This is a genomic window from Parabacteroides vesiculifaciens, assembly GCF_049860805.1.
GTDB lineage: Bacteria > Bacteroidota > Bacteroidia > Bacteroidales > Tannerellaceae > Parabacteroides.
The window spans coordinates 517,729-542,110 of sequence record NZ_CP187555.1 but is presented as its reverse complement, the minus strand read 5'-3'; the positions used below and the strand labels follow the sequence as shown (position 1 = coordinate 542,110).

At 45.9% G+C, this 24,382-nt stretch carries 22 protein-coding genes; 15 read left to right on the top strand and 7 right to left on the bottom strand.

Going from position 1 to position 24,382, the window contains the following annotated elements:
• Positions 1-31: 31 nt before the first annotated feature.
• A complete protein-coding gene (locus ACPYIV_RS02155) occupies positions 32-670 on the bottom strand; it encodes a helix-turn-helix domain-containing protein (RefSeq protein WP_425885307.1) in 639 nt (212 codons plus the stop codon).
• 70 nt (positions 671-740) lie between these two features.
• Between ACPYIV_RS02155 and ACPYIV_RS02150 the strand changes: the two genes are divergently transcribed.
• Both ACPYIV_RS02150 and kdsB read left to right on the top strand, forming a co-directional pair.
• Complete coding sequence (locus tag ACPYIV_RS02150; RefSeq protein WP_293734464.1) at positions 741-3,008, top strand: cation:proton antiporter; 2,268 nt, start codon at positions 741-743, stop codon at positions 3,006-3,008.
• Positions 3,009-3,060: 52 nt separating this feature from the next.
• The gene (gene kdsB / locus ACPYIV_RS02145) at positions 3,061-3,825 is read left to right on the top strand and encodes a 3-deoxy-manno-octulosonate cytidylyltransferase (RefSeq protein ID WP_293734465.1); all 765 of its coding nucleotides are present in this window, start codon (positions 3,061-3,063) and stop codon (positions 3,823-3,825) included.
• On the opposite strand, the gene ACPYIV_RS02140 is transcribed toward kdsB, so the two are convergent.
• From ACPYIV_RS02140 to ACPYIV_RS02130, 3 genes are all read right to left on the bottom strand, one after another.
• Complete coding sequence (locus tag ACPYIV_RS02140; protein ID WP_425885304.1) at positions 3,800-4,627, bottom strand: DUF6057 family protein; 828 nt, start codon at positions 4,625-4,627, stop codon at positions 3,800-3,802. The two genes, kdsB and ACPYIV_RS02140, sit on opposite strands and share 26 nt — an antisense overlap.
• Before the next feature lie 270 nt (positions 4,628-4,897).
• Complete coding sequence (gene yidC / locus ACPYIV_RS02135; RefSeq protein WP_293734467.1) at positions 4,898-6,805, bottom strand: membrane protein insertase YidC; 1,908 nt, start codon at positions 6,803-6,805, stop codon at positions 4,898-4,900.
• Between the two features lie 9 nt (positions 6,806-6,814).
• Positions 6,815-8,422, bottom strand: a complete 1,608-nt coding sequence (locus tag ACPYIV_RS02130; protein ID WP_293734468.1) for a CTP synthase — start codon at positions 8,420-8,422, stop codon at positions 6,815-6,817.
• A 508-nt stretch (positions 8,423-8,930) separates the two neighbouring features.
• On the opposite strand from ACPYIV_RS02130, the gene ACPYIV_RS02125 reads away from it, so the two are divergent.
• Positions 8,931-9,449, top strand: a complete 519-nt coding sequence (locus tag ACPYIV_RS02125) for an HdeD family acid-resistance protein (RefSeq protein ID WP_293739989.1) — start codon at positions 8,931-8,933, stop codon at positions 9,447-9,449.
• 24 nt (positions 9,450-9,473) lie between these two features.
• Here the strand turns inward: ACPYIV_RS02125 and ACPYIV_RS02120 are convergent, their stop codons facing one another.
• Positions 9,474-10,382 carry a helix-turn-helix domain-containing protein gene (locus ACPYIV_RS02120; RefSeq protein ID WP_293734365.1) on the bottom strand — a complete coding sequence of 303 codons (909 nt, stop codon included), beginning with the start codon at positions 10,380-10,382 and terminating at the stop codon, positions 9,474-9,476.
• A gap of 223 nt (positions 10,383-10,605) precedes the next feature.
• Here ACPYIV_RS02120 and ACPYIV_RS02115 point away from each other — a divergent pair, with 223 nt between their 5' ends.
• The 12 genes from ACPYIV_RS02115 (at position 10,606) to ACPYIV_RS02060 (ending at position 22,769) form a co-directional block, all read left to right on the top strand.
• Complete coding sequence (locus tag ACPYIV_RS02115) at positions 10,606-11,217, top strand: TetR/AcrR family transcriptional regulator (protein WP_425885300.1); 612 nt, start codon at positions 10,606-10,608, stop codon at positions 11,215-11,217.
• Between the two features lie 39 nt (positions 11,218-11,256).
• Positions 11,257-12,639 (top strand): TolC family protein, encoded by a 1,383-nt coding sequence (locus ACPYIV_RS02110; protein WP_293739988.1) that lies wholly within the window; start codon positions 11,257-11,259, stop codon positions 12,637-12,639.
• A gap of 37 nt (positions 12,640-12,676) precedes the next feature.
• Positions 12,677-13,702, top strand: a complete 1,026-nt coding sequence (locus tag ACPYIV_RS02105) for an efflux RND transporter periplasmic adaptor subunit (protein WP_293734368.1) — start codon at positions 12,677-12,679, stop codon at positions 13,700-13,702.
• 12 nt (positions 13,703-13,714) lie between these two features.
• Positions 13,715-16,825 (top strand): efflux RND transporter permease subunit, encoded by a 3,111-nt coding sequence (locus ACPYIV_RS02100; protein ID WP_293734369.1) that lies wholly within the window; start codon positions 13,715-13,717, stop codon positions 16,823-16,825.
• A gap of 165 nt (positions 16,826-16,990) precedes the next feature.
• A complete protein-coding gene (locus ACPYIV_RS02095) occupies positions 16,991-17,284 on the top strand; it encodes a PG0541 family transporter-associated protein (RefSeq protein WP_301705175.1) in 294 nt (97 codons plus the stop codon).
• A gap of 7 nt (positions 17,285-17,291) precedes the next feature.
• Positions 17,292-17,993 carry a response regulator transcription factor gene (locus ACPYIV_RS02090; protein ID WP_293734371.1) on the top strand — a complete coding sequence of 234 codons (702 nt, stop codon included), beginning with the start codon at positions 17,292-17,294 and terminating at the stop codon, positions 17,991-17,993.
• Positions 17,983-18,744, top strand: coding sequence for a DUF1295 domain-containing protein (locus ACPYIV_RS02085; protein WP_425885296.1), 762 nt, complete (start codon positions 17,983-17,985; stop codon positions 18,742-18,744). The genes ACPYIV_RS02090 and ACPYIV_RS02085 overlap by 11 nt, the downstream gene beginning before the upstream one ends.
• 19 nt (positions 18,745-18,763) lie before the next feature.
• Positions 18,764-19,990: an NADH:flavin oxidoreductase gene (locus tag ACPYIV_RS02080; protein ID WP_293734373.1), complete on the top strand. Its 1,227-nt coding sequence runs from the start codon at positions 18,764-18,766 to the stop codon at positions 19,988-19,990.
• Complete coding sequence (locus ACPYIV_RS02075; RefSeq protein WP_293734374.1) at positions 19,990-20,841, top strand: SDR family oxidoreductase; 852 nt, start codon at positions 19,990-19,992, stop codon at positions 20,839-20,841. Before ACPYIV_RS02080 ends, ACPYIV_RS02075 begins: the two co-directional genes overlap by 1 nt.
• A 193-nt stretch (positions 20,842-21,034) precedes the next feature.
• Positions 21,035-21,619, top strand: coding sequence for a 50S ribosomal protein L25/general stress protein Ctc (locus ACPYIV_RS02070; RefSeq protein ID WP_293734375.1), 585 nt, complete (start codon positions 21,035-21,037; stop codon positions 21,617-21,619).
• 84 nt (positions 21,620-21,703) lie between these two features.
• A complete protein-coding gene (gene pth, locus ACPYIV_RS02065) occupies positions 21,704-22,267 on the top strand; it encodes an aminoacyl-tRNA hydrolase (protein WP_425885293.1) in 564 nt (187 codons plus the stop codon).
• 67 nt (positions 22,268-22,334) lie between these two features.
• The gene (locus ACPYIV_RS02060) at positions 22,335-22,769 is read left to right on the top strand and encodes an RNA-binding S4 domain-containing protein (protein ID WP_293734377.1); all 435 of its coding nucleotides are present in this window, start codon (positions 22,335-22,337) and stop codon (positions 22,767-22,769) included.
• 9 nt (positions 22,770-22,778) lie between these two features.
• Here ACPYIV_RS02060 and ACPYIV_RS02055 read toward each other — a convergent pair whose 3' ends face one another.
• Positions 22,779-23,390: a hypothetical protein gene (locus ACPYIV_RS02055; RefSeq protein ID WP_425885291.1), complete on the bottom strand. Its 612-nt coding sequence runs from the start codon at positions 23,388-23,390 to the stop codon at positions 22,779-22,781.
• 3 nt (positions 23,391-23,393) lie between these two features.
• The gene (locus tag ACPYIV_RS02050; protein ID WP_425885289.1) at positions 23,394-24,377 is read right to left on the bottom strand and encodes a redoxin domain-containing protein; all 984 of its coding nucleotides are present in this window, start codon (positions 24,375-24,377) and stop codon (positions 23,394-23,396) included.
• Positions 24,378-24,382: the final 5 nt, after the last annotated feature.

Sequence of the window (24,382 nt, the reverse complement as noted above, 5' to 3'; positions counted from 1 at the left end):
CATACACGGACGACCTCAACAAAAGGCGCCTCTATGCGGGGACGCGTTGATATAAGATGCGCTTGTCTATTACAATGTATTGCAGGGCGTTCATAGCCAGCAGGTCGCTTATAATATTTTTCGCCGTGTAATAATTGATCCGCCCGATACGGCAGAACTGACTGATATTGATATGAGGATGATCCTCCAGATAAGCAAACAAACGTTCTACGGGTTTGCTTATCTTCAATAAGGTCCCGTCGGGTTTATGCTTCTTCTGCCAGGCAAGTACCAACACTTCATTTGCCAATATATTTTCATCGGCGACTCTGATATAGGCTTTGAACTTATCATCCTTATCGGGAGCGGTATACGGTTTGTCCGGACTGGGGGCAATATAGACCTCGAGAACCGTCTTGCCGTTCACCTCCCAACGAGTTGCCTCAAAAGGGACTTCCGGACGGGTGTACATCTTGGAGGCCGCCTCGATCATATAATATTCTTCCTCGCTTCGGACACCGGAGATATTCCCATTATCTTTCACACCTATCAAGAGGCGTCCGCCGTCAGTATTGGCAAAAGCACTCAGCGTACGCGCAATCTTCTTGCTGTCGCTCACTTCGAACTTAAAATCAAGTTGTTGGTGCTCCCCTTGCTCTATCAACGCTTCTATCGGATGTATCTTCTTCATTTTGGCAATTTTTTAGACCGGCAAAATTAAAATAAATACATAACTTTGCCAACGGAAAAACAATGAAAGCATGTCTCAAATACCATCTCTCATATCGGATCTTGCTGTCATACTGATCTCGGCAGGATTGGTTACCTTGCTTTTCAAAAGATTAAAGCAACCGGTCGTACTCGGATATATTGTTGCCGGAATTCTTGCCGGTCCGGCTATTACGGAAATCCCGACAGTTACAGATGTAGAGAGTATCCGCATCTGGGCGGATATAGGCGTTATCTTCCTCCTGTTTGCTTTAGGGCTCGACTTTAGTTTCAAGAAGCTGATGAAAGTCGGCGGAACCGCCGTGATCGGGGCTATCACCATCGTGATAGGTATGATGACGCTCGGCTATACCACCGGACTGTCTTTAGGTTGGGGGCATATGAACAGCCTCTTTCTCGGGGGAATGCTTTCCATGTCGTCTACAACTATCATTTTCAAAGCATTTGACGATATGGGACTGCGTAACCAGCGGTTTGCCGGAGTGGTTTTCGGAATACTCGTTGTCGAAGACTTGTTTGCTGTTTTACTGATGGTTTTGCTTTCCACACTGGCTGTCAGCAAACATGTGGAAGGGATGGAATTACTCAACAGCGTGGTCAAGTTAGGAATCTTCTTGCTGTTCTGTTTCGTTATCGGCATTTACCTGATCCCCTCTTTTCTGAAGAAAGCCAAGACTTTTCTGAATGACGAAACGTTGTTAATTGTCAGTCTGGGACTATGCCTGGGGATGGTTATGATTGCTACAAAAGCCGGATTTTCTTCCGCATTGGGAGCCTTTGTTATGGGATCTATCCTGGCAGAGACAATTTACGCGGAACATATCGAACATATTATCAAACCTGTAAAAGATCTTTTCGGAGCCATATTCTTCGTCTCTGTCGGAATGCTAATCGATCCGGCGTTACTGTGGGAATACAAAATTCCCATCTTGATTCTTACATTGGTTGTTATGGCCGGACAAATAGTATTCGCCGGCTTTGGTGTGCTGCTATCCGGTCAACCGGTCAAAATAGCCATTCAATCCGGTTTCTCTCTTGCTCAAATAGGCGAATTTGCCTTTATCATAGCCTCGCTGGGATTATCATTAGGGGTAACCGACAATTTCCTCTACCCGATTGTCGTTGCAGTTTCAGTTGTTACGACATTCTTTACGCCTTATATGATTCGCCTGGCAGAGCCTGCATGCAGGGTTGCCGACCGGGTCATTCCGAAATCATGGATGAAATTTCTCGAACGCTACTCTTCAGGTTCCAATACCATACATCAGAAAAGCGCCTGGAATAAATTGTTGAAAGCTTTGGTTCGCATAGTCGGTACTTATACAGCCGTTACCCTCGTCCTGATCTTTATCTGGCTTCAATTCGTAGCTCCTTTTATCATGAAGGAACTCCCCGGCATACGAGGGGCAGGTATTTCACTTATTCTGATCCTGCTATTGATTGCTCCCATGTTGCGCGCAATCATGATGAAAAAGAATCATTCTGCCGAATTTCAACAATTATGGCTGGATAGCAAATATAACCGGGGGCCATTGGTTTCACTGGTTATCTTACGTATTATATTATGTATCGGCTTAGTCATGCTGCCCGTCGCCCGTTTACTGAATGCCGCAGTCGGTATCGTACTGGCGATTGCGGCAACTGTAATAGTTATTGTCATTTTATCCAAACGACTGAAAAGGCAATCCATCCTGATGGAACGGCATTTTTTCAGTAACCTGTCCGCACGTGAATTGGAGAAAGAGCGGAAGGCACCGATCAACCAACGGTTTGCCAACCACCTACTGGAACGGGATCTTCACCTGGCTGATTTCGAAGTAAAGCAGAATTCTCCCAGCATGGGAAAAACATTGAAAGAGCTCAACTTCCGTCAGAAATGCAATGTCAACATCGTAACAATTATCCGGGGGGAACAACGGATTAATATCCCCGGAGGAGAGGAACGCCTCTATCCTTTTGACAAATTGGTAGTAGTCGGCGCGGATGACGATCTCGAACATTTCCGTCAATATCTGGTCGAACGATACAAAAAAGCCCAGACCAACAAGGAACAGACAATACATGAAGTCAACATGGAACAATTCACCATCGCCGAAGGCTCGCACCTGATCGGACGCACGATCCTGGAATCCGGCATACGCGACAAGTCAGCCTGCCTGGTCATCGGTATAGAACGAGGTACTTCTTCCATCAAGAACCCGTCTCCATCTACCGTTTTTGAAGAAGGGGATATTGTATGGATTGTCGGGGAACATGAAAAAGTACTCCGGCTGAGCGAAGGAAAAACAGTAAGCAACTGACAAGGCTATCGGCTATAAAAACCGAACAAAAATAAATCATAAATTATAAATCATGAAGTTTATAGGAATAATTCCAGCACGTTATGCCTCTACCCGTTTCCCGGGGAAGCCACTTGCCGATATGGCTGGCAAACCGATGATCCAACGGGTATACGAACAAGTCCGGGATGTGCTCGATGCTGTCTGCGTAGCTACGGATGACAGCCGTATAGAAGCAGCCGTCCAGACTTTCGGAGGCAATGTCGTCATGACATCCGACCAACACAAAAGCGGCACAGACCGTTGTTATGAAGCGTATTGCAAAACAGGTGACGGATATGACGTGGTTGTCAACATACAAGGTGACGAACCGTTCATCCAACCGGAGCAGATCGAAATATTAAAGACCTGTTTCATAGATAAAAGCGTCCAAATCGCCACTCTGGTAAAACCATTCCGCCCGGATGATGATTTCGAAACGACCTTATTCAATGCCAATTCCCCGAAAGTGGTCTTGAACAAGAAGAATGAAGCCATGTATTTCAGCCGTTCGATCATTCCTTATATGAGGGGTAAGAAATATACCGAATGGCTACCGAACCATACTTATTACAAACATATCGGATTGTATGCTTACCGGGCCGATACCTTAAAAGAGATCACCCATTTGCCCCAGTCTCCGTTGGAACTGGCCGAAAGCCTGGAACAACTGCGCTGGTTGGAAAACGGCTACAAAATCAAAGTCGGAATCACCCAGCAAGAAACGATCGGGATCGACACACCGGAGGACATGGAAAAGGCATTGGCCTTCCTTAGAAGTCGGCAAGCAGCAAAATAAAGGTTCCCAACAATACCAACAAGGTACAAGCCGTAGCCATAACCGGCAAGGCCCGAACCGCCATATTCCGGAACTTCTTCATCTGCAATAGTAGCAAGCTGAAGCAAAACAGAATCGGTGGAAAGAAAGAGGGCAATCCGTTATGCGGATATAAATAAGCCTGCTCTTGTGACAGTGAATAAAAATGCCCCATCCAAATCGGCATCATAATTCCTGTCACCAGGAGCAGCCCCCAATACACCCAACGCCTATAATCTTTGCCTATCTCATAAAAAAGAATTAACAGCACAAAGAAATTAAGCCGGTTGCCTGCAATAAAATAGATAGCCGGCAGCGCCAATAGCCCTGCCAGCACACTCAACCATTTGTTCCTTATATAAGTATATCCCCAAAAGAGGGAAAGAGAGACTATCGTCGACAGAATTGAATGTAAGAGATAAGTCGGATGACAATACCCGCCCCATTCCAGCACGACTGGAAAGAATGCATACAAAGACGCCATCCCGCCGACATTAAAACGTTTCAGAATCAGAGTAAGTAACCGCCATTCGAGAAGTAAAACCAAAGTAATCAGAAAAGGGGCGCCGGACGGCCCGCAAAAAGACATCAACACTTTTCCGCTGTAACGAACCAGCCATGCCGGTTTATCCAGATAAGAAGCAAAGGACCCTAACGTAAACAATCCCTCGGCTTGTTCTTTCTGAAAAAAGTCAGAAGGATATACAAACCTGAAAAAAGCAAAGCACATCGCGCCAAATAAAATAGCCGCAATACTCTGCAAAAGAATTTCTCTTTTTGCCATCCGCGAAAAATTTATACCCTATAAAATACCTAAACACCCTACAATGAAACGATCTATGTAAGTCCTCATCATCATTTTACTTATCAACTCGCTACTTATTGATAGATTTTGCAAATGTACAAACATTCCATAATAAAATAATCCCGGAATCCGATTTATTTTCTAAAAGCATAGAAAAACAGGCTCTGTCCATATAGAAGAAAAACAGGCAAGGAACGAGAATTCGTTCCTTGCCTGTTTTATCTATGACAAACTATTTAGAAAAGAATCTTATCGATTCTTTCTTTGCTGTTTTTGTCTTTCCAACTGAGATTGTTGAGCTTTCTGGGCCTCTTCCAGACGTTTCATGAAACCGGACTTCTTCATAGGCTTCTTCTTATTCTCTTCCAGCTTGGCCAACAACTTATCTTCGTTAATCGTATAACGGAAGATAACAGTCTGCAGGATCGTGATCAAAGTAGAGATAAAGTAGTAATAAGTCAAACCGGATGCATACTGGTTGAAAAATACCAACATCATCAACGGCATCATATACATCATCGCCTTCATCCCCGGCATCTGCTGCTGTCCGGTATTGGTCTGTTCCATATTGAACTTCGTATAAATGATGTTTGTCACGGTCATCAGCAGACAGAACAAACTGATATGGTTACCGAAGTAAGGTGTAATAATAGGAATATAGGTATTCCAGCTTACAATCGCATCATAAGTAGACAAGTCGTGCGCCCATAGGAAACTCTGGTGACGCAACTCGATTGCCGACGGGAAGAACATGAACAAAGCGACCAGAATCGGCATCTGTAACAACATCGGGACACATCCCGCCATCGGGCTTGCTCCGGCGCGGCTATACAATTCCATCGTTGCACGCTGACGCTCTACAGCCTTGTCCTGTCCTGGGTACTTGGCATTGAGTTCTTCCACCTGCGGGCGCAACACACGCATCTTGGCTGATGACATATAAGACTTATACGTCAACGGGAACAGGATCAATTTCACGATAACCGTCAACAGGAAGATCAGCAAACCGTAGCTATGGATAAACTGTCCGAGGAAGTTAAACAGCGGAATAACAAAGTACTGGTTCACCCAACGGAAAATACCCCATCCAAGCGGAACGATCTTTTCCAGATCCAGCTGATCGGCCTTTTCCACATTGTCGTCAAAAGATTTCAACAGTGAAAACTGGTTCGGGCCGAAATAAAAACGCAGATCGGTCGCCTCATTTCCTTTCAAGTCAAAAGGGACGGACGTCGTTGTTTTGTATTCTTTCAGGAAAGGGCTGTCTGCAGGAAGCATCTTCGAATCGATGGTTGTCGACTCGAAACCGTTGTTTCCGGCAATCAGGATAGAAGAGAAATACATATCCTTATAAGCAAGCCATTTCAAACGACCGGAAATTTGTTTGCTGTCGTCCTTCGTCTCACTCAGGTATTCCACATTGTCAGCCATAAATTTATAGTACACCGTTGCATAACGGTCTTCAAACTTACGTCCTTTTTCCTGCTGGGTTATTTTCTGCTGCCACAACAGATCCAGAGCAGTCGTACCCGGTGACAGCACGCCATTCAAACCGGTTCCCTTAATGGAGAACTGCAACATATAATCGTCCGGTTTCAAGGTATACATAAAATCCAGATAACTGCCTTCACCTGTATTCAAACGCATAGTGATGCTGTTGGGATCATTTCCTTTTACAGGTGTAAAATACAGGTCGCCTGTATTTACGACACGGTTGTCGGCTGTCACCAACGTAAAATCGAACTTCGAATCTTTTTCATCGAAAAGGACCAAAGGTTCGTTTTTATAATTATCATACTTTTTCAGACGGACATATCCTACACGTCCCCCCTTATTATCCAAACGGACTTCAATCAGCTCGTTTTCCAAAACAGTAGAACCGTCCTCTCCTACCATCGCATCGGCGAAGACTCCAAAACTGTTCTGCAAGCGGGCAAGCCGCACAGAATCGGGCAAGCCAGCCAGTTCATCGTCCGCCTTTGTTTCTTTATTCAATTCTTTCTGCTGTTCCAGCTGCTTTGCATATTCAATCTGTGCTATCGAATCCTGCATCCGGCGCTGTGCTTCCATCTGCTCCGGAGTAGGTTTGTTCAACCAGGTAAATACAATTAAGACAACTCCAATAAGCAGGAAACCTATTATCGTGTTTTTATCCATCTATACTTCTTATTTTTTATTTTCAACTGCAGCTTTTACAAAGCTAACGAAAAGAGGATTAGGATTAACGACCGTGCTGTTATATTCCGGATGGAACTGAACGCCTACAAACCATTTCAGAGCCGGGATCTCGACCACTTCGACCAGGTTCGATTCAGGGTTTTCGCCTACGCACATCATGCCGGCAGCTTCAAACTTATCGCGATACTCGCTGTTAAATTCGAAACGGTGACGGTGACGTTCCTGGATATGTGCCTGTCCATACGCTTCATAAGCCTTGGAACCTTTCTTTAATGTACAATCGTAAGCTCCCAGACGCATTGAACCGCCCATATTGGTTACGTTCTTCTGCTCTTCCATCAGGTCGATTACTTTATACGGAGTGTTCGGTTCCATCTCTGTCGAGTTGGCTTCCGTCAATCCCATTACGTCGCGGGCAAATTCGATCACCATGCACTGCATACCCAAACAGATACCCAGGCAAGGAACATCGTTTTCGCGGGCATACTTCAATGCGGCAAACTTACCTTCGATACCGCGTTGTCCGAATCCCGGAGCAATCAGGATTCCGTCCATATCTTTCAATAATTCGGCAGCATTATCGTCATTCAGTTTTTCGGAATGGAACAAATGCAAATCCAGCTTGCGATCGTTATAAATGGCAGCCTGCAGCAAAGATTCGTCGATCGACTTATAAGCATCCTGCAGTTCGACATATTTACCGACCAAACCGATCTTAACAGTTTCGGTAGCGTCTACCTTGCGCTGCAAGAACTGATGCCAGGGTTTCATCTCCGGTGTCGGTCCGACTTCCAGCCCGACTTTACGCAGGATCACTTCATCCATTTTCTGACGTTGCAATACCAGCGGGACTTCGTAGATCGTCGGAACGTCGATCGACTGTATAACGGCATCCTGTGCAACATTACAGAACAGGGCTACTTTGCTTAATATATTAGCACTCAACTCATGTTCGGTACGCAACACCAGGACATCCGGCTGAATGCCCAACTCCTGCAGTTGCTTTACGGAATGCTGTGTCGGTTTAGTTTTGTATTCCTTTGCAGCCGCAATATAAGGCACATAAGTAAGATGTACGCATATACAATTCTTACCTAATTCCCATTTCAGCTGGCGTACGCTTTCGATAAACGGCAGGGATTCGATATCACCAACCGTACCGCCTATCTCGGTAATCACGAAATCAAATTTGTATTTATTCCCCAACAATTTCACATTGCGCTTGATCTCGTCCGTGATATGAGGCACCACCTGAACGGTCTTTCCCAAGTAATCCCCTTTACGTTCTTTGCTGATGACGCTCTGGTAGATGCGTCCTGTAGTGATGTTATTTGCGCGGGTTGTCTGGACATTCAGGAAACGTTCGTAGTGTCCGAGGTCCAAGTCCGCTTCATGTCCGTCTACGGTTACATAGCATTCCCCATGTTCGTACGGGTTCAACGTACCCGGATCGATATTAATATAGGGGTCAAATTTCTGAATGGTAACCTTGTAACCTCTTGCTTGAAGTAGTTTACCCAATGATGCGGCAATAATCCCCTTACCTAATGAAGAGACCACGCCGCCCGTAACGAAGATGTACTTTGTATCTGCCACGATAGTAATATTTTAATTATCTTTTAATTGCACACTCGCATTTCAAAACTGCAAAGTTACATATTTTCATCCATATCGCAAGGGGAAAGAATACATTTGTAGGGCAACCGCACCAAATTCATTTTTAAGCGATACGATCTTATGGACTACATAAGATAAGGAATAATCTATCCCTGCTACAAGAAAACTTATCTACATAGGCATAAAAAAACATCGGAATGCCTATCAATTCTATAATCAGTGCCAGTGATTATAAAATCAGTGCCAGCAATTATATAATCACAACCACTGATTATATAATCACTGACACCGATTACAGAATTAGCAGGCACTTAAGAAAGAATTATTCGGGACAAAAACGGGTTTTTCTCTCCATGGAAATAAAGAATTGTTACTGCCGGATTTGGTGCGGTTGCCCTGTACATTTGATTTTTCATTTCGCTTTCAAAAGAAAATAGCGTACCTTCGCTGTTATATAAAAAAGAGATATTCTAAAATACATCATAGCATGAAAAGTTTAAATGGTTCAGTCCTGCGTTGCATATTTGCGATCGTATTGGGGCTTGTTTTGGTTCTTTGGCCGGAGGCGGCCGTTACTTATCTGGTGATTACGATCGGGATCTGCTTTATCATACCCGGATTATTCTCGCTGTTAAATTATTTCACCCGTGAGAAAGTGGAAGGCGAGCCGAGCCCGATGTTCCCGATAGACGGAGCGGGCAGCATCCTGTTCGGTGCATGGTTAGTGATCATGCCACAATTTTTCGTTAGCATATTAATGTATATTTTAGGGGCTCTGCTGGTTATCGCAGGTGCACAGCAGCTGATATCGCTGGTCTCCGCCCGTAAATGGAGCACTGTTCCTTACGGATTTTATATCATACCGTCCCTGATCCTGATAACAGGAGTCATGATCCTCGCCTATCCGTTCGGAGCAGCAGCCAACACATTTGTGATCTTCGGGGTAGCTTGCCTGATCTACGGCATATCCGAATTGATCAACTGGTATAAGTTCAGTAAAAGATAAAAAGGAAACGGAGTACCGTCTGTTTCAAGACTTACGGTACTCCATCGGAGAAATCCCCATATGTTTCTTAAAGAATTTCCCAAAAGTCGACTGGTCGGAAAAATGAAGGACATCCGCCACCTGCTGGACAGTCGCCTGCGGGGCTTTCAAAAGTATCTTAGCCTCAACGATCAAAGCATCATCTATCCACTTATTAGCAGACTTACCTGTCAATTCTTTCAAGATCAATGAAAGATATTGTGGCGTGATGAATAACTTTTCAGCATAAAAAGTAACCACATGCTGTTCTTTGCAATGTTCGAACAACAACTGCAGGAACTGCTCGAACAGTTCTTCCTTACGGGAAAGAGTCGGCCGGATCAAACGGTCTTTCTTACTTAACATGATATTTCCCAAATCCAGCAGGAAACCGATAAAGGCGTTTTGCACCAATTCTTTCTGGTAAAAATGAGTGCGTTCCCTCATCTTCTCCTGTATGACCGACATGCAGCCGGCCAGTTTAGCAGCCTCTTCCGGTTCAAGTTCCGTACAAGGATTCTTACGGACCTCCATATAGTTCGCAATCGCATGAGGCCGGTTGCCTCCGCCGGGATGGCAATCCTCCAGAAACTCTTTGGCAGCAATCAGCAAACGGCCTTTGAAGTCCTTACTGATCCTGTTAAGCTGGAGCGCATGCGTAGGCATGATCATTATAAAACTATTCGGATTGACTTTATATTCGACATAGTCCAGACTGATTTCAAGCGTACCCTCGAAAGTCAATACCATTAAAAGCGCATCCATTCTCATCGGCGCGTAACGCTCAGGAGCATCAGGATCACCGATATCCTGACTTCCGTCCAGATCTGCAATCGAAAAAATATCTTGATAACTATCACGAAGAATAATGCTCTTATTTAACTCCGCCAATTCTATTAAAGGAAGTTTTTCCATCTCTACATATATTTACTAATCGTGTACTTGCAAAGGTAAACATTTTTTCAATAGGCAGAGAAATGTTTCAATTTTTACCAATGAATAACGGTTTTTTAAGAATACGAAGGAATACTTTTATTCGTTTTCGACTAATTCCGTAACAGAATAAACCTTTTTAGTTTTCCAAATTAGACAGATATTTGCACCATCTGATCGCATATAATATAATCATAAAAAATCGATGATCATAAAAGAACAAATATTGTTAACGGCATTCGACTTATTTTCTGAACATGGGATTAAGAATGTCAGTATGGATAATATCGCTCATAACATGAGTATATCCAAACGGACACTTTATGAACTTTTCGAAGATAAGGAAACGTTGCTAACAGAGTGTATAGCCCTGAGTTACACCAAAATGAAGCTATCCATGAAGCAACTTGAATCCGAGCCGATAACGGCTCTTGAAGTTGCATTGCTTTTCTATGAAGAGCTTATGAAACGGCCTCGTTGGTTTAACCGGAAATTCTATGATGATCTGAAACGTTATCCGAAAGCATTACAGAAAACAGAAGAAGAAAAGTCCCGTTTTTTGAAGAAAAGCATCAAACTACTGTCGCGAGGAGCAAAAGAAGGTGTTTTCCAACCGAATATTAACTTCGAGATTGTAGCTTTGCTGGCAAAAGAGCAGGCGAAGATGATCCGTCCGTCCAAAGCCCTCTCTAATCATTCCGTGGCTGAAGTGTTCAATACGATTCTTTATACTTTCCTTCGGGGAATCTCTACAGAAAAAGGTATTGCCATTTTAGACCGTTATTTATTAAAATATACGAAGAAGCTATTAGATTGAACGAACGATTTTATTAAAAATCAAATTTACTTATTTTAAATGAGACAAATCTTAATTACAAAAAAGATGATGTGGGCGGTGATGATATTATTACCCTCCCTGGCTTTCACCTCCGCTAAAGCTCAGGACACGCTCGTCCTCGATATAGGGAAAGCACTTGAGATTGCGCTGAGTGAAAATCCCACTGTAAAAGTGGCTAATAAGGAAATCCAAAAGAAAAAATATGCTCAGAAAGGATCGTATGCCGCTCTATTTCCCCAGGTCAGTTTTGCCGCCGATTACAACCGGACTCTGAAAAAGCAGGTGATGTATATGGACGGTTTCGATATGGGAAGTTCCGAAATACCGGGCATGGAAGATATGCCGAATATGGACGAAGGGATCGAAGTGGGTCGTGACAATAACTGGAGCCTCGGCTTCAACGCCTCGATGCCGATTGTCAATGCCGCTCTCTGGAAGAGCCTGAGCATCTCGGCTGTCGACGTGGAACTGGCTGTCGAACAGGCACGTTCTTCCAAAATAGCCATGATCAACCAAGTGAAGAAAGGGTATTATGGCGTACTTCTTGCAAACGATTCATATCGTGTATTCAAGGAAAGTTATGACAACGCGATGGAAAATTACCTGGATATCAAACGCAAATTCGAACAGGGAACCGTTGCCGAATATGACCTGATACGTGCCAATGTTACCGTAAAGAACAGCGAGCCCAATATGCTACAGGCAGAAAACGCATTGGTACTCGCCAAATGGCAACTGAAAGCATTGCTGGGTATGGATCTGGACATCAATATCGAATGCGAAGGACAACTGGCCGACTTTGAAAAGGATTTGTTCGGCGATTACCTTTCGACAGATACGACGCTGGCCGATAACACAGACTTGAGACAGATGGATTTGCAGGCTAAACAATTAGCAAAGACATTGACAATGCAAAAGTTCGATTACCTGCCGACATTGTCGCTAACCGGATTGTATCAATGGACAGCGATGAACAACGATTTCAAGTTCAAGGACTATATGTGGAACCCCTACTCCATGATTGGCGTCTCCCTGTCCATTCCGATCTTTTCAGGCGGCAGCAAGTTCTATAAGATCAAACAGACGAGAAACTCGATCGAGCAACTGAGCCTGCAAAGAGAGGACACGCAACGGAACCTGCAACTGGCGATCAAGCAATATATCGATAATATGAATACTTGTGTCAAACGGTTCGACGCCTCACAGAAAGGAGTGGAACAGGCTGAGCGGGGATATATGATCTCACAGAAGCGCTATGATACAGGCGCCGGTACTCTGCTCGAAATGAACGATTCGGAATTGGCGCTGACACAAGCAAAGCTGAATTTCAACCAGGCTATTTACGATTATATGGTAGCAAAAGCTGACCTGGAAAAAGTGTTAGGCCAGCAAGAATTTTAAAGAACAGAAAATAGACATAGAATAAAAATATCACAAGATGGAAACAAATAAAAGACAACACTTCATATCACTCCTCATTTTACCTTTATTGCTGTCCTGCTCGGGAGAAAAGAAAGATTCCGCGCCAACGGAGGCCGTCAGCAACAAGGCCATCGTGAGAGTTGAGACCGTTTCGGCACAGGATGTAGAACAGATCAGTGAATTTACGGCGACAGTCGAAGCCAACATATCCAATAACATCGCTCCGCAAGCACCAGTGCGTATCGAAAAACTGTTTGCAGAAGTGGGCGACCATGTAAAAGCCGGTCAACTCCTTGTCAAGATGGACGAGACGAACCTCAAACAGACTAAAATACAATTAGACAACCAGGAGCTGGAATTCAAGCGAATCGACGAATTGTACAAAGTGGGCGGTGCTTCCAAATCAGCTTGGGATGCACAAAAGACACAATTGGACGTCAGCCGTGCCGCCTACAAAAACCTGCAGGAAAACACGCAGTTGTTAAGTCCGGTAACCGGTATCGTAACCGCCCGCAATTATGACAGCGGCGATATGTATAGCGGAGGTTCGCCGATCTTCACCGTAGAGCAGATCCGTCCGGTCAAACTGCTGGTCAATGTGTCCGAGAGCCTCTTCACCAAAGTAAAAAAAGGAAAAGAGGTCGACGTCCGGCTGGATGTTTACGGAGACGAAGTTTTCAAAGGGAAAGTCAGCTTAGTCTACCCGACCATCGACCCGAACACTCGCACATTTCCGGTAGAGATCAAGATCGACAACAGCGACGAGCGTGTCCGTCCGGGTATGTTTGCACGCGTGACGATTGGTTTCGGCACACAGAACCATGTGGTTGCTCCGGATCTCGCCATCGTAAAACAGTCAGGCGCAGGCGACCGTTATATATATGTATATAAAGACGGAAAGGTGTCCTACGAAAAAGTGGAACTGGGACGTCGTATGGGAAACAAATATGAAGTCATTTCGGGGGTAAACAACGGCGACCAGGTAGTGGTATCCGGTCAGAGCCGCCTCAACAACGGAATGGAAGTAGAAATCGAAAAGTAAGAGACAAACACTATGAGTTTATATGCAACAGCGGTAAAAAAGCCGGTTACGACCGCCCTTGTCTTTGTGGCAATCGTGATCTTCGGTCTTTTTTCATTAACCAGATTATCTGTGGACTTGCTGCCGGAGATCGAAACGAATACGATCATGGTCATGACCTCCTATGCCGGCGCCAGTGCTGCGGATATCGAGATGAACGTCTCCAAACCGTTGGAGAACGTGCTGAACAGTGTCAGCGACTTGAAACACATCACGTCACAGTCGCGTGAAAACATATCGATCATCACACTCGAATTCGACTATGGTACGGATATCGACGTGGCGACCAATGACGTACGTGACAAACTGGACGTTGCCGAACCGATGCTGCCGGACGATGTGGACAACCCCATCATCTTCAAATTCGGTACGAACGATATTCCGATTATCATCCTGTCGGTTACGGCGGAAGAGAGTACGAACGCCCTGTACAAGATCCTGGACGATAAGGTTTCCAACCCGTTGGCACGTATCAGCGGCGTGGGCGCGGTATCTATCTCCGGTACGCCGACTCGTGAAATACAGGTCTATTGCGATCCTTACAAGCTGGAAGCCTACGGAGTCTCGATCGAAGGGATATCCGCTATCATCGCACAGGAGAACCGGAATACACCGGGCGGTAGCGTGGATATCGGTTCCAACGCCTATGCGCTCCGCGTGCAGGGAGAGTTCACGGATGCCCACCAGATGGACAACCTCGTGATCGGCCATAAGGACAATAAGACTATTTACCTCCGCGACGTTGCCCGCATCGAGGACAGCATCGAAGAACGCGCCCAGGAAACCTATAACAACGGAAAGAAGGGCGGTATGATCGTTATCCAGAAACAATCGGGGGCCAACTCGGTGAATATCGCCAAGAAGGTGCACCAGAAACTGCCGGAGATTCAGGAAAGTCTCCCGTCGGATGTCAAATTGGGTGTTATTCTGGACACTTCTACAAATATCCTGAATACGATCGACAGTTTGAAGGAAACTATCTTCATCACCTTTATCATCGTTATGTTGGTGGTGTTCGTGTTCCTCGGACGATGGAGAGCGACGTTTATCATTATCCTGACCATTCCGATCTCGTTGATTGCCTCGTTCGCCTACTTGCTGGCATCCGGCAATACGTTGAATATTATTTCGCTCAGTTCACTTTCCATTGCCATCGGTATGGTGGTGGACGATGCGATCGTGGTATTAGAAAACATTACGACGCATATCGAAAGAGGCAGTGCCCCGAAACAGGCTGCCGTACATGCGACGAACGAGGTGGCGATCTCCGTAATCGCTTCCACGCTGACCATGTTGGCGGTGTTCCTGCCCTTGACAATGGTGACGGGGATGGCCGGTATTTTGTTCAAGCAGTTAGGCTGGATTGTCAGCATCATCATGATCGTTTCGACAGTCGGCGCTTTGACGCTGACTCCGATGTTGAGTTCGCAACTGCTTAAACTGAATCCGAAAAAAGGCCGCCTGTACACCTTATTCTTCACGCCGATCGAAAAGGCGCTGGATGCCTTAGACCGGGGTTACTCCCGTTTCCTGTACTGGGCGGTACGCCACCGGAAAACTGTGATACTCGGAGCGACACTTGTATTTGCAGGAAGTATGTTGCTGGTCCCGACCATCAAGACGGAGTTTTTCCCGACTCAGGACAACGCCCAGATCAGTGTCCACATCGAACTGCCGGTCGGTACCCGCCAGGATATCACCCGCAAACTGGCACTGGAGATAGACGAACTGTTCCGACAGAAATATCCGGAAATAAAGACCAGTAACTTCACGGAAGGACAAGCCGATTCCGACAACACCTGGGCGCAGCTCAGCAACAACGGGACACATATCATCGACTATTACATCAATATGCTGAGCGTGGGCGACCGTGAACGCGGCATGGTCGAGATCTGCGAAGAGATGCGTAAGGATCTGGCTAAATACCCGGAGATTAAAACCTTCAAGGTTATCGAAGGCGGACAGGAAGAAGGCATGGGCGGACAGAATGCCGTCGACATCGAGATTTACGGTTTCGACTTCGGCCGGACCGATGCCGTAGCTGCCGAACTGGCCGCAAGAATGCGTAAGGTGAAAGGTTGTTCACAGGTCAACATCAGCCGCGAGGACTACATACCCGAATACCAGGTTGACTTCGACCGGGAAAAACTGGCAATCAACGGGCTGAACATCACGACGGCTGCAATGGCTCTACGTAACCGCATCAACGGTTCCACCGCCTCCAAATATCGTGAAGACGGCGACGAGTATGATATAAAGGTACGTTACGCCCCCGAATTCCGCCAGTCGGTTGAAGATATCGAAAATATTTTGGTCTATAACAGTGCCGGCCAGGGCATCCGCATCCGCGACTTAGGCCAAGTGGTAGAACGCATGACGCCTCCGACCATCGAACGTAAAGACCGCGAACGTGTCATCACCGTATCGGCAGTAGTCGGAAAAGGCGCAGCTATGAGTGATATCGTAACAGCTGCCCGCGACCAGTTGAAGGAGATGGATATACCCTCGGATGTCAGCTGGCAGTTAGGCGGCACGTACGAAGACCAGATGGACACCTTCTTCGACCTTACAATCCTGATGATCCTGATCATCATTCTGGTATTTATCGTAATGGCCGCCCAATTCGAGTCGCTGACAGACCCGTTTGTGATCATGTTCTCCATTCCCTTCGCCTTCACCGGCATTATCCTGGGACTGGCGGTCACGCAGACTCCATTGGGCGTTATGGCACTGATCGGTCTGATCATGTTGATGGGTATCGTTGTTAAAAACGGTATTGTGCTGATCGACTACACGATCCTCTGCCGCGAAAGAGGCATGGGAATCCTGACAGCCGTAGTGACAGCCGGTAAATCACGTCTCCGTCCGGTATTGATGACCACCCTTACCACCGTATTGGGTATGATCCCAATGGCGGTCGGGACAGGCGAAGGTTCGGAAATGTGGCGTTCGATGGGTATGACGGTTGCATGGGGACTTTCGGTGTCTACCTTGATCACCTTGGTAATCGTGCCGGTCGTATACAGCGTGTTTGCCGGAAACGGAGTCCGCCGCAGACGCCGGAAGATGGCAAAAGACAGATAAGAAAACATCATTCCTTCAGATAGGGTATCATCTAAGAGAATAGATGGTACCCTATCCAAGGTAAGGGATGGTATCCTATCTAAGGTAAGGGATAGCATACCATCCAAGGTAAGGGATGACATACCATCTAAAAAAAGAATTAATAATAATTAGGAATAAGATAATATGAAAGCTATATTTGTATCGTTTAATCAAGCATATTACGAAATGATCCTGAGTGCGATGGACCGGAATAACATCCGGGGCTTCACATACTGGGACGAAGTACAGGGGCGTGGAAGTAAAACTGGCGAACCGCATTATGGAAGTCACGCCTGGCCGACACTGAACTCGGCAATCCTGGCAATGGTGGATGACGAGAAAGTCGACCATTTCCTGGAGATACTTCATCAGATGGATCAGAAGACGGAAGCTCAGGGATTACGTGCTTTTGTCTGGAACATCGAAAAAACAATTTAAGTATATAATGAACGATATTTGTAACATTCTAATTTTCAGTAAAGACTATAATCAGGGAGCTATCATCCAGGACTATATAAAAGCTGCCGGATACGACTCACAAGTATTCAATCTGGAGGAGGAGGCGTATGAGGGCTTCCTTTCCAGAAACTTCACATTCTGTATTATCGACCACGATATGGCCAGGAAAGAAACACGGACATTGGCAGCCATGATCAAAAGTTCGGACAACATCATCCCTATCATTTTCCTGTGCGAACATCCGACAAGAGAAGAAATTGCGTTGCTGTTCTCATTCCATGCAGACGATGTGATTCGCCTGCCACTTGATTCTGATATCTTGCAAGCGCGGATAAAAGCGATACAAAACCGTTACCGGCCTCAAAACGACAAAGAGGTAAAGATCTATCTTTTCGGAAAATTCAAATTCGACTTACAAAAGCAGCTCTTATCTATCGATGGCAAAACGACCAAGCTAACGACTAAGGAAGCCGATCTGCTTACGTTGCTGTGCCAGCACGCAAACAACATGGTAGACAGGATGTATGCGCTAAAGGTTATATGGAAAAGCGATAACTATTTCAGTGCCCGGAGCATGGATGTTTATATCACCAAACTACGCAAATTATTGCAGGATGATCCGACTATCAAAATTATAAACGTCCACGGGAAAGGTTATAAATTATCAACACACGAAGATGACAATTGAACATTTCACCTTATTCCTAATCATAATGGCAGCTATCGCCGCCATTGTCTTTATAGCCCTTTATTTTGTTGAAGCCGGCTATGGGATGTTGTTCGATAAGAAATGGGGATTTCCGATACCGAACAAGATCGCTTGGGTATGTATGGAAGCTCCGGTTTTTATCGTAATGCTTTTGTTGTGGAACGGTTCCGAACGGCAGTTCGAGACGGTTCCGCTCCTTATATTCCTGTTCTTCGAACTACATTACTTCCAACGGTCTTTTATTTTTCCTTTACTGATAAAAGGCAAAAGTAAAATGCCGGCAGGTATTATGCTTATGGGAATAACTTTCAACCTCTTGAACGGTTATATGCAGGGAGAGTGGATTTTCCACCTGGCACCGCAGGATATGTATACGGAAAGCTGGTTGTGCAGTCCCCAATTCATCATCGGGACAATCTTGTTTTTCACCGGCATGGGAATCAATATCCAATCGGACCATATTGTCCGCCACCTGCGAAAGCCTGGCGATACGAACCATTATCTGCCTAAAAAAGGGCTGTTCAAATATGTGACATCGGCCAACTATTTCGGGGAGATCGTGGAATGGTGCGGATTTGCCATCCTGACCTGGAGCGCAAGCGGAGCCGTTTTCGCCTGGTGGACATTTGCAAACCTTGTACCCCGCGCAAACACCATCTACCATAAATACAAAGCGATGTTTGGCAACGAACTGGGAAACCGGAAACGGATTATTCCTTTTATATACTGAATGACTAACTCATAAAGAGATGAAAAAAGAATCTGTACTATTCACTCCCGGTAAAATCGGGCCGTTGACCCTGAGAAACCGGACGATACGGGCAGCTGCATTCGAAAGCATGTGCCCTGGAAATGCACCTTCCGACATGTTGTACGACTACCATAAATCGGTTGCCGCCGGCGGGATCGGTATGACGACGCTAGCCTATGCAGCTGTTACGCAAAGCGGACTTTCCTTCGAACGGCAACTCTGGATGCGCCCGGATATCATCCCCGGAGTAAAACGCATCACCGATGCCATCCATAAGGAAGGGGCGGCCGCCTCCGTACAACTCGGACATTGCGGAAACATGTCCCACAAAAACATCTGCGGATGCAGGCCTATCTCTGCTTCCGGCGGTTTCAATATCTATTCCCCCACTCTTGTCCGGGGAATGAAGCCCTCCGAGATAGTGGACATGTCGAAAGCATTCGGACAAGCGGTTCATCTGGCACGCGAAGCCGGGATGGATGCCGTGGAAATACATGCCGGTCATGGTTATCTGATCAGCCAGTTCCTCTCCCCTTACACCAACCACCGGAAAGACGAATACGGAGGCAGCCTGCAAAACCGGATGCGTTTCATGAGAATGTGCATGGACGAAGTGATGAAAGCCGCCGGACAGGATATGGCAGTACTGGTAAAGATGAATATGCGCGATGGTTTCAAAGGCGGAATGGAGCTTGATGAAACCATCGAAGTGGCTCGCACGTTGCAGGATGAATGCGGCGCACAGGCACTGATACTTAGCGGAGGTTTCGTCAGCCGTGCCCCGATGTACGTGATGCGGGGTTCCATGCCGATCCACACAATGACGCATTATATGCCGGCTGGCTGGTTGCCGCTCGGTGTGAAGCTGGCCGGACGATTCATGATCCCGTCCGAACCGTTCAAGGAGGCTTATTTTCTGGAAGATGCGCTGAAGTTCCGGGCAGCTTTGAAAATGCCGCTTGTTTATGTAGGCGGACTGATCTCGCGCGAAAAGATAGACGAGGTATTGAACGACGGTTTCGAGTTCGTAAGCATGGCACGCGCCTTGCTGAACGATCCGTCATTCGTAAACAAGATGAAAGAAGACGAACATGCCCGTTGCGACTGCGGACATAGCAACTATTGCATCGCCCGTATGTATTCCATCGAGATGGCCTGCCACAAACATATTCAGAACTTGCCCAAAAGTATTGTCAAAGAAATAGAAAAACTGGAGTATAAGTAATGGAAAAAGGATTAGCCATCATAACCGGTGCCGACGGAGGCATGGGACAAGTAATCACGGCAGCCCTCGCTAAAGAGGGCTATCCGGTGATTATGGCCTGCCTCAATCCGGCGAAAGCCGCTCCCGTATGCACACGGATCCAACAAGAAACCGGTAACATGCAAATTGAAGTGCGGGCCATCAACCTCGCTTCCCTCTCATCCGTAAACAATTTCACCGGCCAATTACTAAAAGAAGGACGCCCGATCAGCCGCCTGATGAACAATGCCGGAATCCTGACGACTCCGGTACGTAAAACCGAAGACGGGCTGGAAACAATCGTAAGTGTCAATTACGTGGCTCCTTATATGCTCACCCGCCAGTTATTGCCCTTGATGCAACCGGGATGCCGCGTTGTAAACACGGTGTCCTGCACGTATGCGATCGGCCGGATCGACCCGGATTTCTTTGAAAAAGGAAAGAACGGACGTTTTTTCCGTATCCCGGTCTATGGCAATACCAAACTGGCGTTGCTCCTGTTCACTCAGGAACTTGCCAGACGAGTCCGCGACAAGGATATCACCATCAACGCATCGGATCCGGGGATTGTCAGCACGAACATGATCACGATGCAGGCCTGGTTCGACCCACTTACCGACATCCTGTTCCGCCCCTTTATCAAAACAGCGGCCCAGGGTGCGGCAACCGCCATCCATCTGGCCCTCTCGGACGAGGCGAAAGATAAAAACGGTTGTTGTTACGCCAATTGCAAAAAAAGGAATGTATCGGAACGCATCCGGAACCATGCACAGCAAAAACAGCTCTGGGATGATACGGAAGTTTTACTCCGGCAAAAGGGAATCTCTCTCTGAGCCAGCATCCCCCTTTAATTCCATGCCTATGGAATTTTGGTTCCATGCCTATGGAACTAAAATTTCATGCAGGCAAGATTTTGCAAATATAAATATAAATCGTACCTTTGCACCGCTTTTAACCCCCGTACGTGTGATGGGAAATTAGAAAGCATAAACATCTAATTTTGAGTAACACAAAAATTAAAACAAAATGAAGACATTTCAATTAGAAGGAAAGTCAAGAGAAGTAGCCGCTACTTCTGCAGACCAGAAGAGAGCTTTAAAGGCTATGCGTAAAAACAATGAAATTCCTGCTGTTCTGTACGGCGGTGAAAAAGTATCTCATTTCATTATCACAAAAGACAGCGTTCGTAACTTGGTTTACAGCCCTGAAATCTTTGTAGTAGAACTGAGTATCGACGGCAAGAAAACTATGGCTATCGTTAAAGATATCCAGTTCCAGCCTGTAACCGACGCTATCATGCACATGGACTTCATGGAAGTATCAGACAGCAAACCGGTAGTAATGGAAGTCCCGGTTGTTCTGGAAGGTCATGCCGAAGGTGTTAAAGCCGGTGGTAAGTTGAGCTTGCAGATGAGAAAGCTGAAAGTAAAAGCCCTTTACACAGCAATCCCTGAGAAATTACATATCAATGTCGACCACCTGGGATTAGGTAAAACTATGCAGGTTGGCGCTTTACACTTCGAAGGTCTTGAACTGATGAACGCTAAAAACGCTGTTGTTTGCGCCGTTCAGTTGACTCGTGCCGCTCGTGGTGCTCAGGCTAAGGCATAATAAAATTATTATTCCTAAATAATGTAAGGGGAGAATATTCAGCAGAGTATTCTTCCCTTTGTTATACTATAAAACAACATAACAATGAAATATCTGATAACAGGACTTGGAAATATCGGCTCCGAATATTTAGGGACCCGCCATAATATCGGATTCCGTGTTGTAAATGCATTGGCAGAAGATGCCGGCGTCCCTTTCACGGAAGAACGTTATGGTGCAATCGCCCGGATGCGCGTCAAGAACTGTGAGCTGATCATTCTGAAGCCTAACACATTCATGAACCTGAGCGGCAACGCCGTCCGCTATTGGTTGCAGAAAGAAAACATTCCGATAGAGAATCTGTTAGTCGTAGTGGACGATCTGGCACTCCCGTTCGGAACACTCCGCCTGAAGCCGAAAGGCAGCGATGCCGGACACAACGGATTGAAAAATATCCAACAGCTGTTAGGCACACAAGAATACAGCCGCCTTCGTTTCGGTATTGGCAGCGATTTCCCACGTGGCGGACAAATCAACTATGTGCTTGGCAAGTTTCCGCCGGAAGAACTCCAGGAGATGCCCGAAAAGATGAAACGGGCTGTAGAAATCATCAAAAGTTTCTGCCTGGCCGGCATACAGAATACGATGAACTTATATAACAATAAATAGTAAACAAGCGGCAGCCGGTTGTTTAACATCATAGTTATCAACCAACCAGCTGCCAACTCATAATAAGATGAACGAAGTCCGTATAGACAAATGGATGTGGGCTACCCGCATATTCAAGACACGTACCATAGCAGCCGAGGCTTGCAAGAAGAACAGGGTGATGATAAACGGGGTCAATGTAAAACCTTCCCGCATGATCAAAGTTGGAGAAGTGATTCAGGTTCGAAAGCCGCCTATCACCTTTTCCTTCAAGGTGCTCGACCTGACAGAACGCCGTATGGGAGCTAAATTGGTGCCCGGTTATCTGGAAAACGTTACAACTCCCGACCAATACGAGATATTGGAAATGAATCGTATATCCGGTTTTGTAGACCGTGCACGCGGTTTAGGCCGGCCGACCAAGAAAGACCGCCGCGAATTGGAGCAGTTTACCGATCCGGGTATGCCGGACGACGGATTCGATTTCGAGTTTGACTTCGAAGATACGGAAGATCAAGAATAGGCTCGTTTCTCACAACAAAGGTTGTAGATCCTTTTCAAATATCAGCCTGCTGATTATACGATAATGCGGCGAATAGGATTCTTCGAAAACTTTACTGTGATGCCCCACATATTCTCCCCGATCCAAACGATCTTCTATTTCTTTTCGATCGGCATCGTAACCGGGTAGGGAAAGATTCATGGAACGGATAATAGATTCAATCTGCAACCATTCTTTTTGCCACTCGGCAACTGTAACAGGGCAGACACCGTTCACGCTCCGGACAAACGCATCAAAGAAGGTATTATAAGAAATCCTGCCGTCTTTGATGACTGAGAGGTTTACCCGGAGAAAGTTACCTTCCCAGCCGGTCGGTTCTGCAATATCTCCGGTACACTCCGTATAGGAGGCCAGTTCGCGACGCAAGTAGTTACCAGCAGCCGTCGTATCGCTGATGATATGTCCGGGACCGAATTTATCTTGAAAGAAATTCTTATATAAGTCTTTCAAGGTCGATTTCGGATATGCCTGCATCTGCCGGGAAACGGCATCACGCACCGCTTTTTCAAAATCCTTCTTTTCTGTCGCCGAAAGACAGAGACAGAAAAGAAGGAACAAAGTCAGAAAACTATATTTCCGCATCGTCTATTTGATTACCTCTTTCAGTTTTTTATGCAAATCCTCACCTGTTATGTTTTTGGCAATGATCACTCCATCCGGACCTAACAGAACATTGGCCGGAATGCCACGAACACCGTAAAGAGCCGGTATTTCCGAATCCCAGTATTTCAGGTCTGAAAGATGTGTCCAGGTCAGATTGTCGTCGGCAATCGCTTTCAGCCACTTGCTTTTATCCTTATCCAAGGAAATCCCCACAACCGTAAAGTTTTTATCTTTATACTCATTAAACGCCTTTACCACATTCGGATTCTCACGACGGCAAGGAGGACACCAGGAAGCCCAAAAATCGAGCAATACATATTTACCTCTGAAATCAGAGAGCGAAACAGAAATTCCAGCGGTGTCGGGTAACGCAAATTCAGGGGCAACCTTACCGACCTGCACATTTTCCAATTGTTTGATAATGCCATCCAGATCCTTTACATACGGACAAGCGGCCAGTTCGGGAGAAATCTTAGCACGAGTCGCTTTCAGTTCATCCAGCGGTAACTGATAAGTAAAATAGCGATACAGATAAAAGGCGGCGGCAGGCGAAGCCGGATACTTGGTGATCAGACTGTCTATATCATACCCTTCTTCAAAAACCTTTTCGGAATTCTCCTGAAAGATCGCATTGACAGGAGAGTTCCGGACCGTAATCGTTTCGCCGTCATTACTTATCTTCACATCCATATTTGTATTTTCTACAAAGAGCTGAACAGGATAATTCATATCCTCTGTTGCCAGGCCAAACAATAAAGGCTGATCCACTTCTCCTTTAAAAGTAAATTTTCCCTCTTTCACTTCCGCCGTATCGACATCAAAAAACATTTTATTACGGAAGGATTTAAGATATACTTTCCCATCCGTCCTGCCGGTCACTTCTCCATTTATCACATAACCTTTCGGTGCTTCCTGGCAACTTGCCAACGTCAGGGCCGTCAGGGCTGTCACTACTAATCGTTTCATTTCTA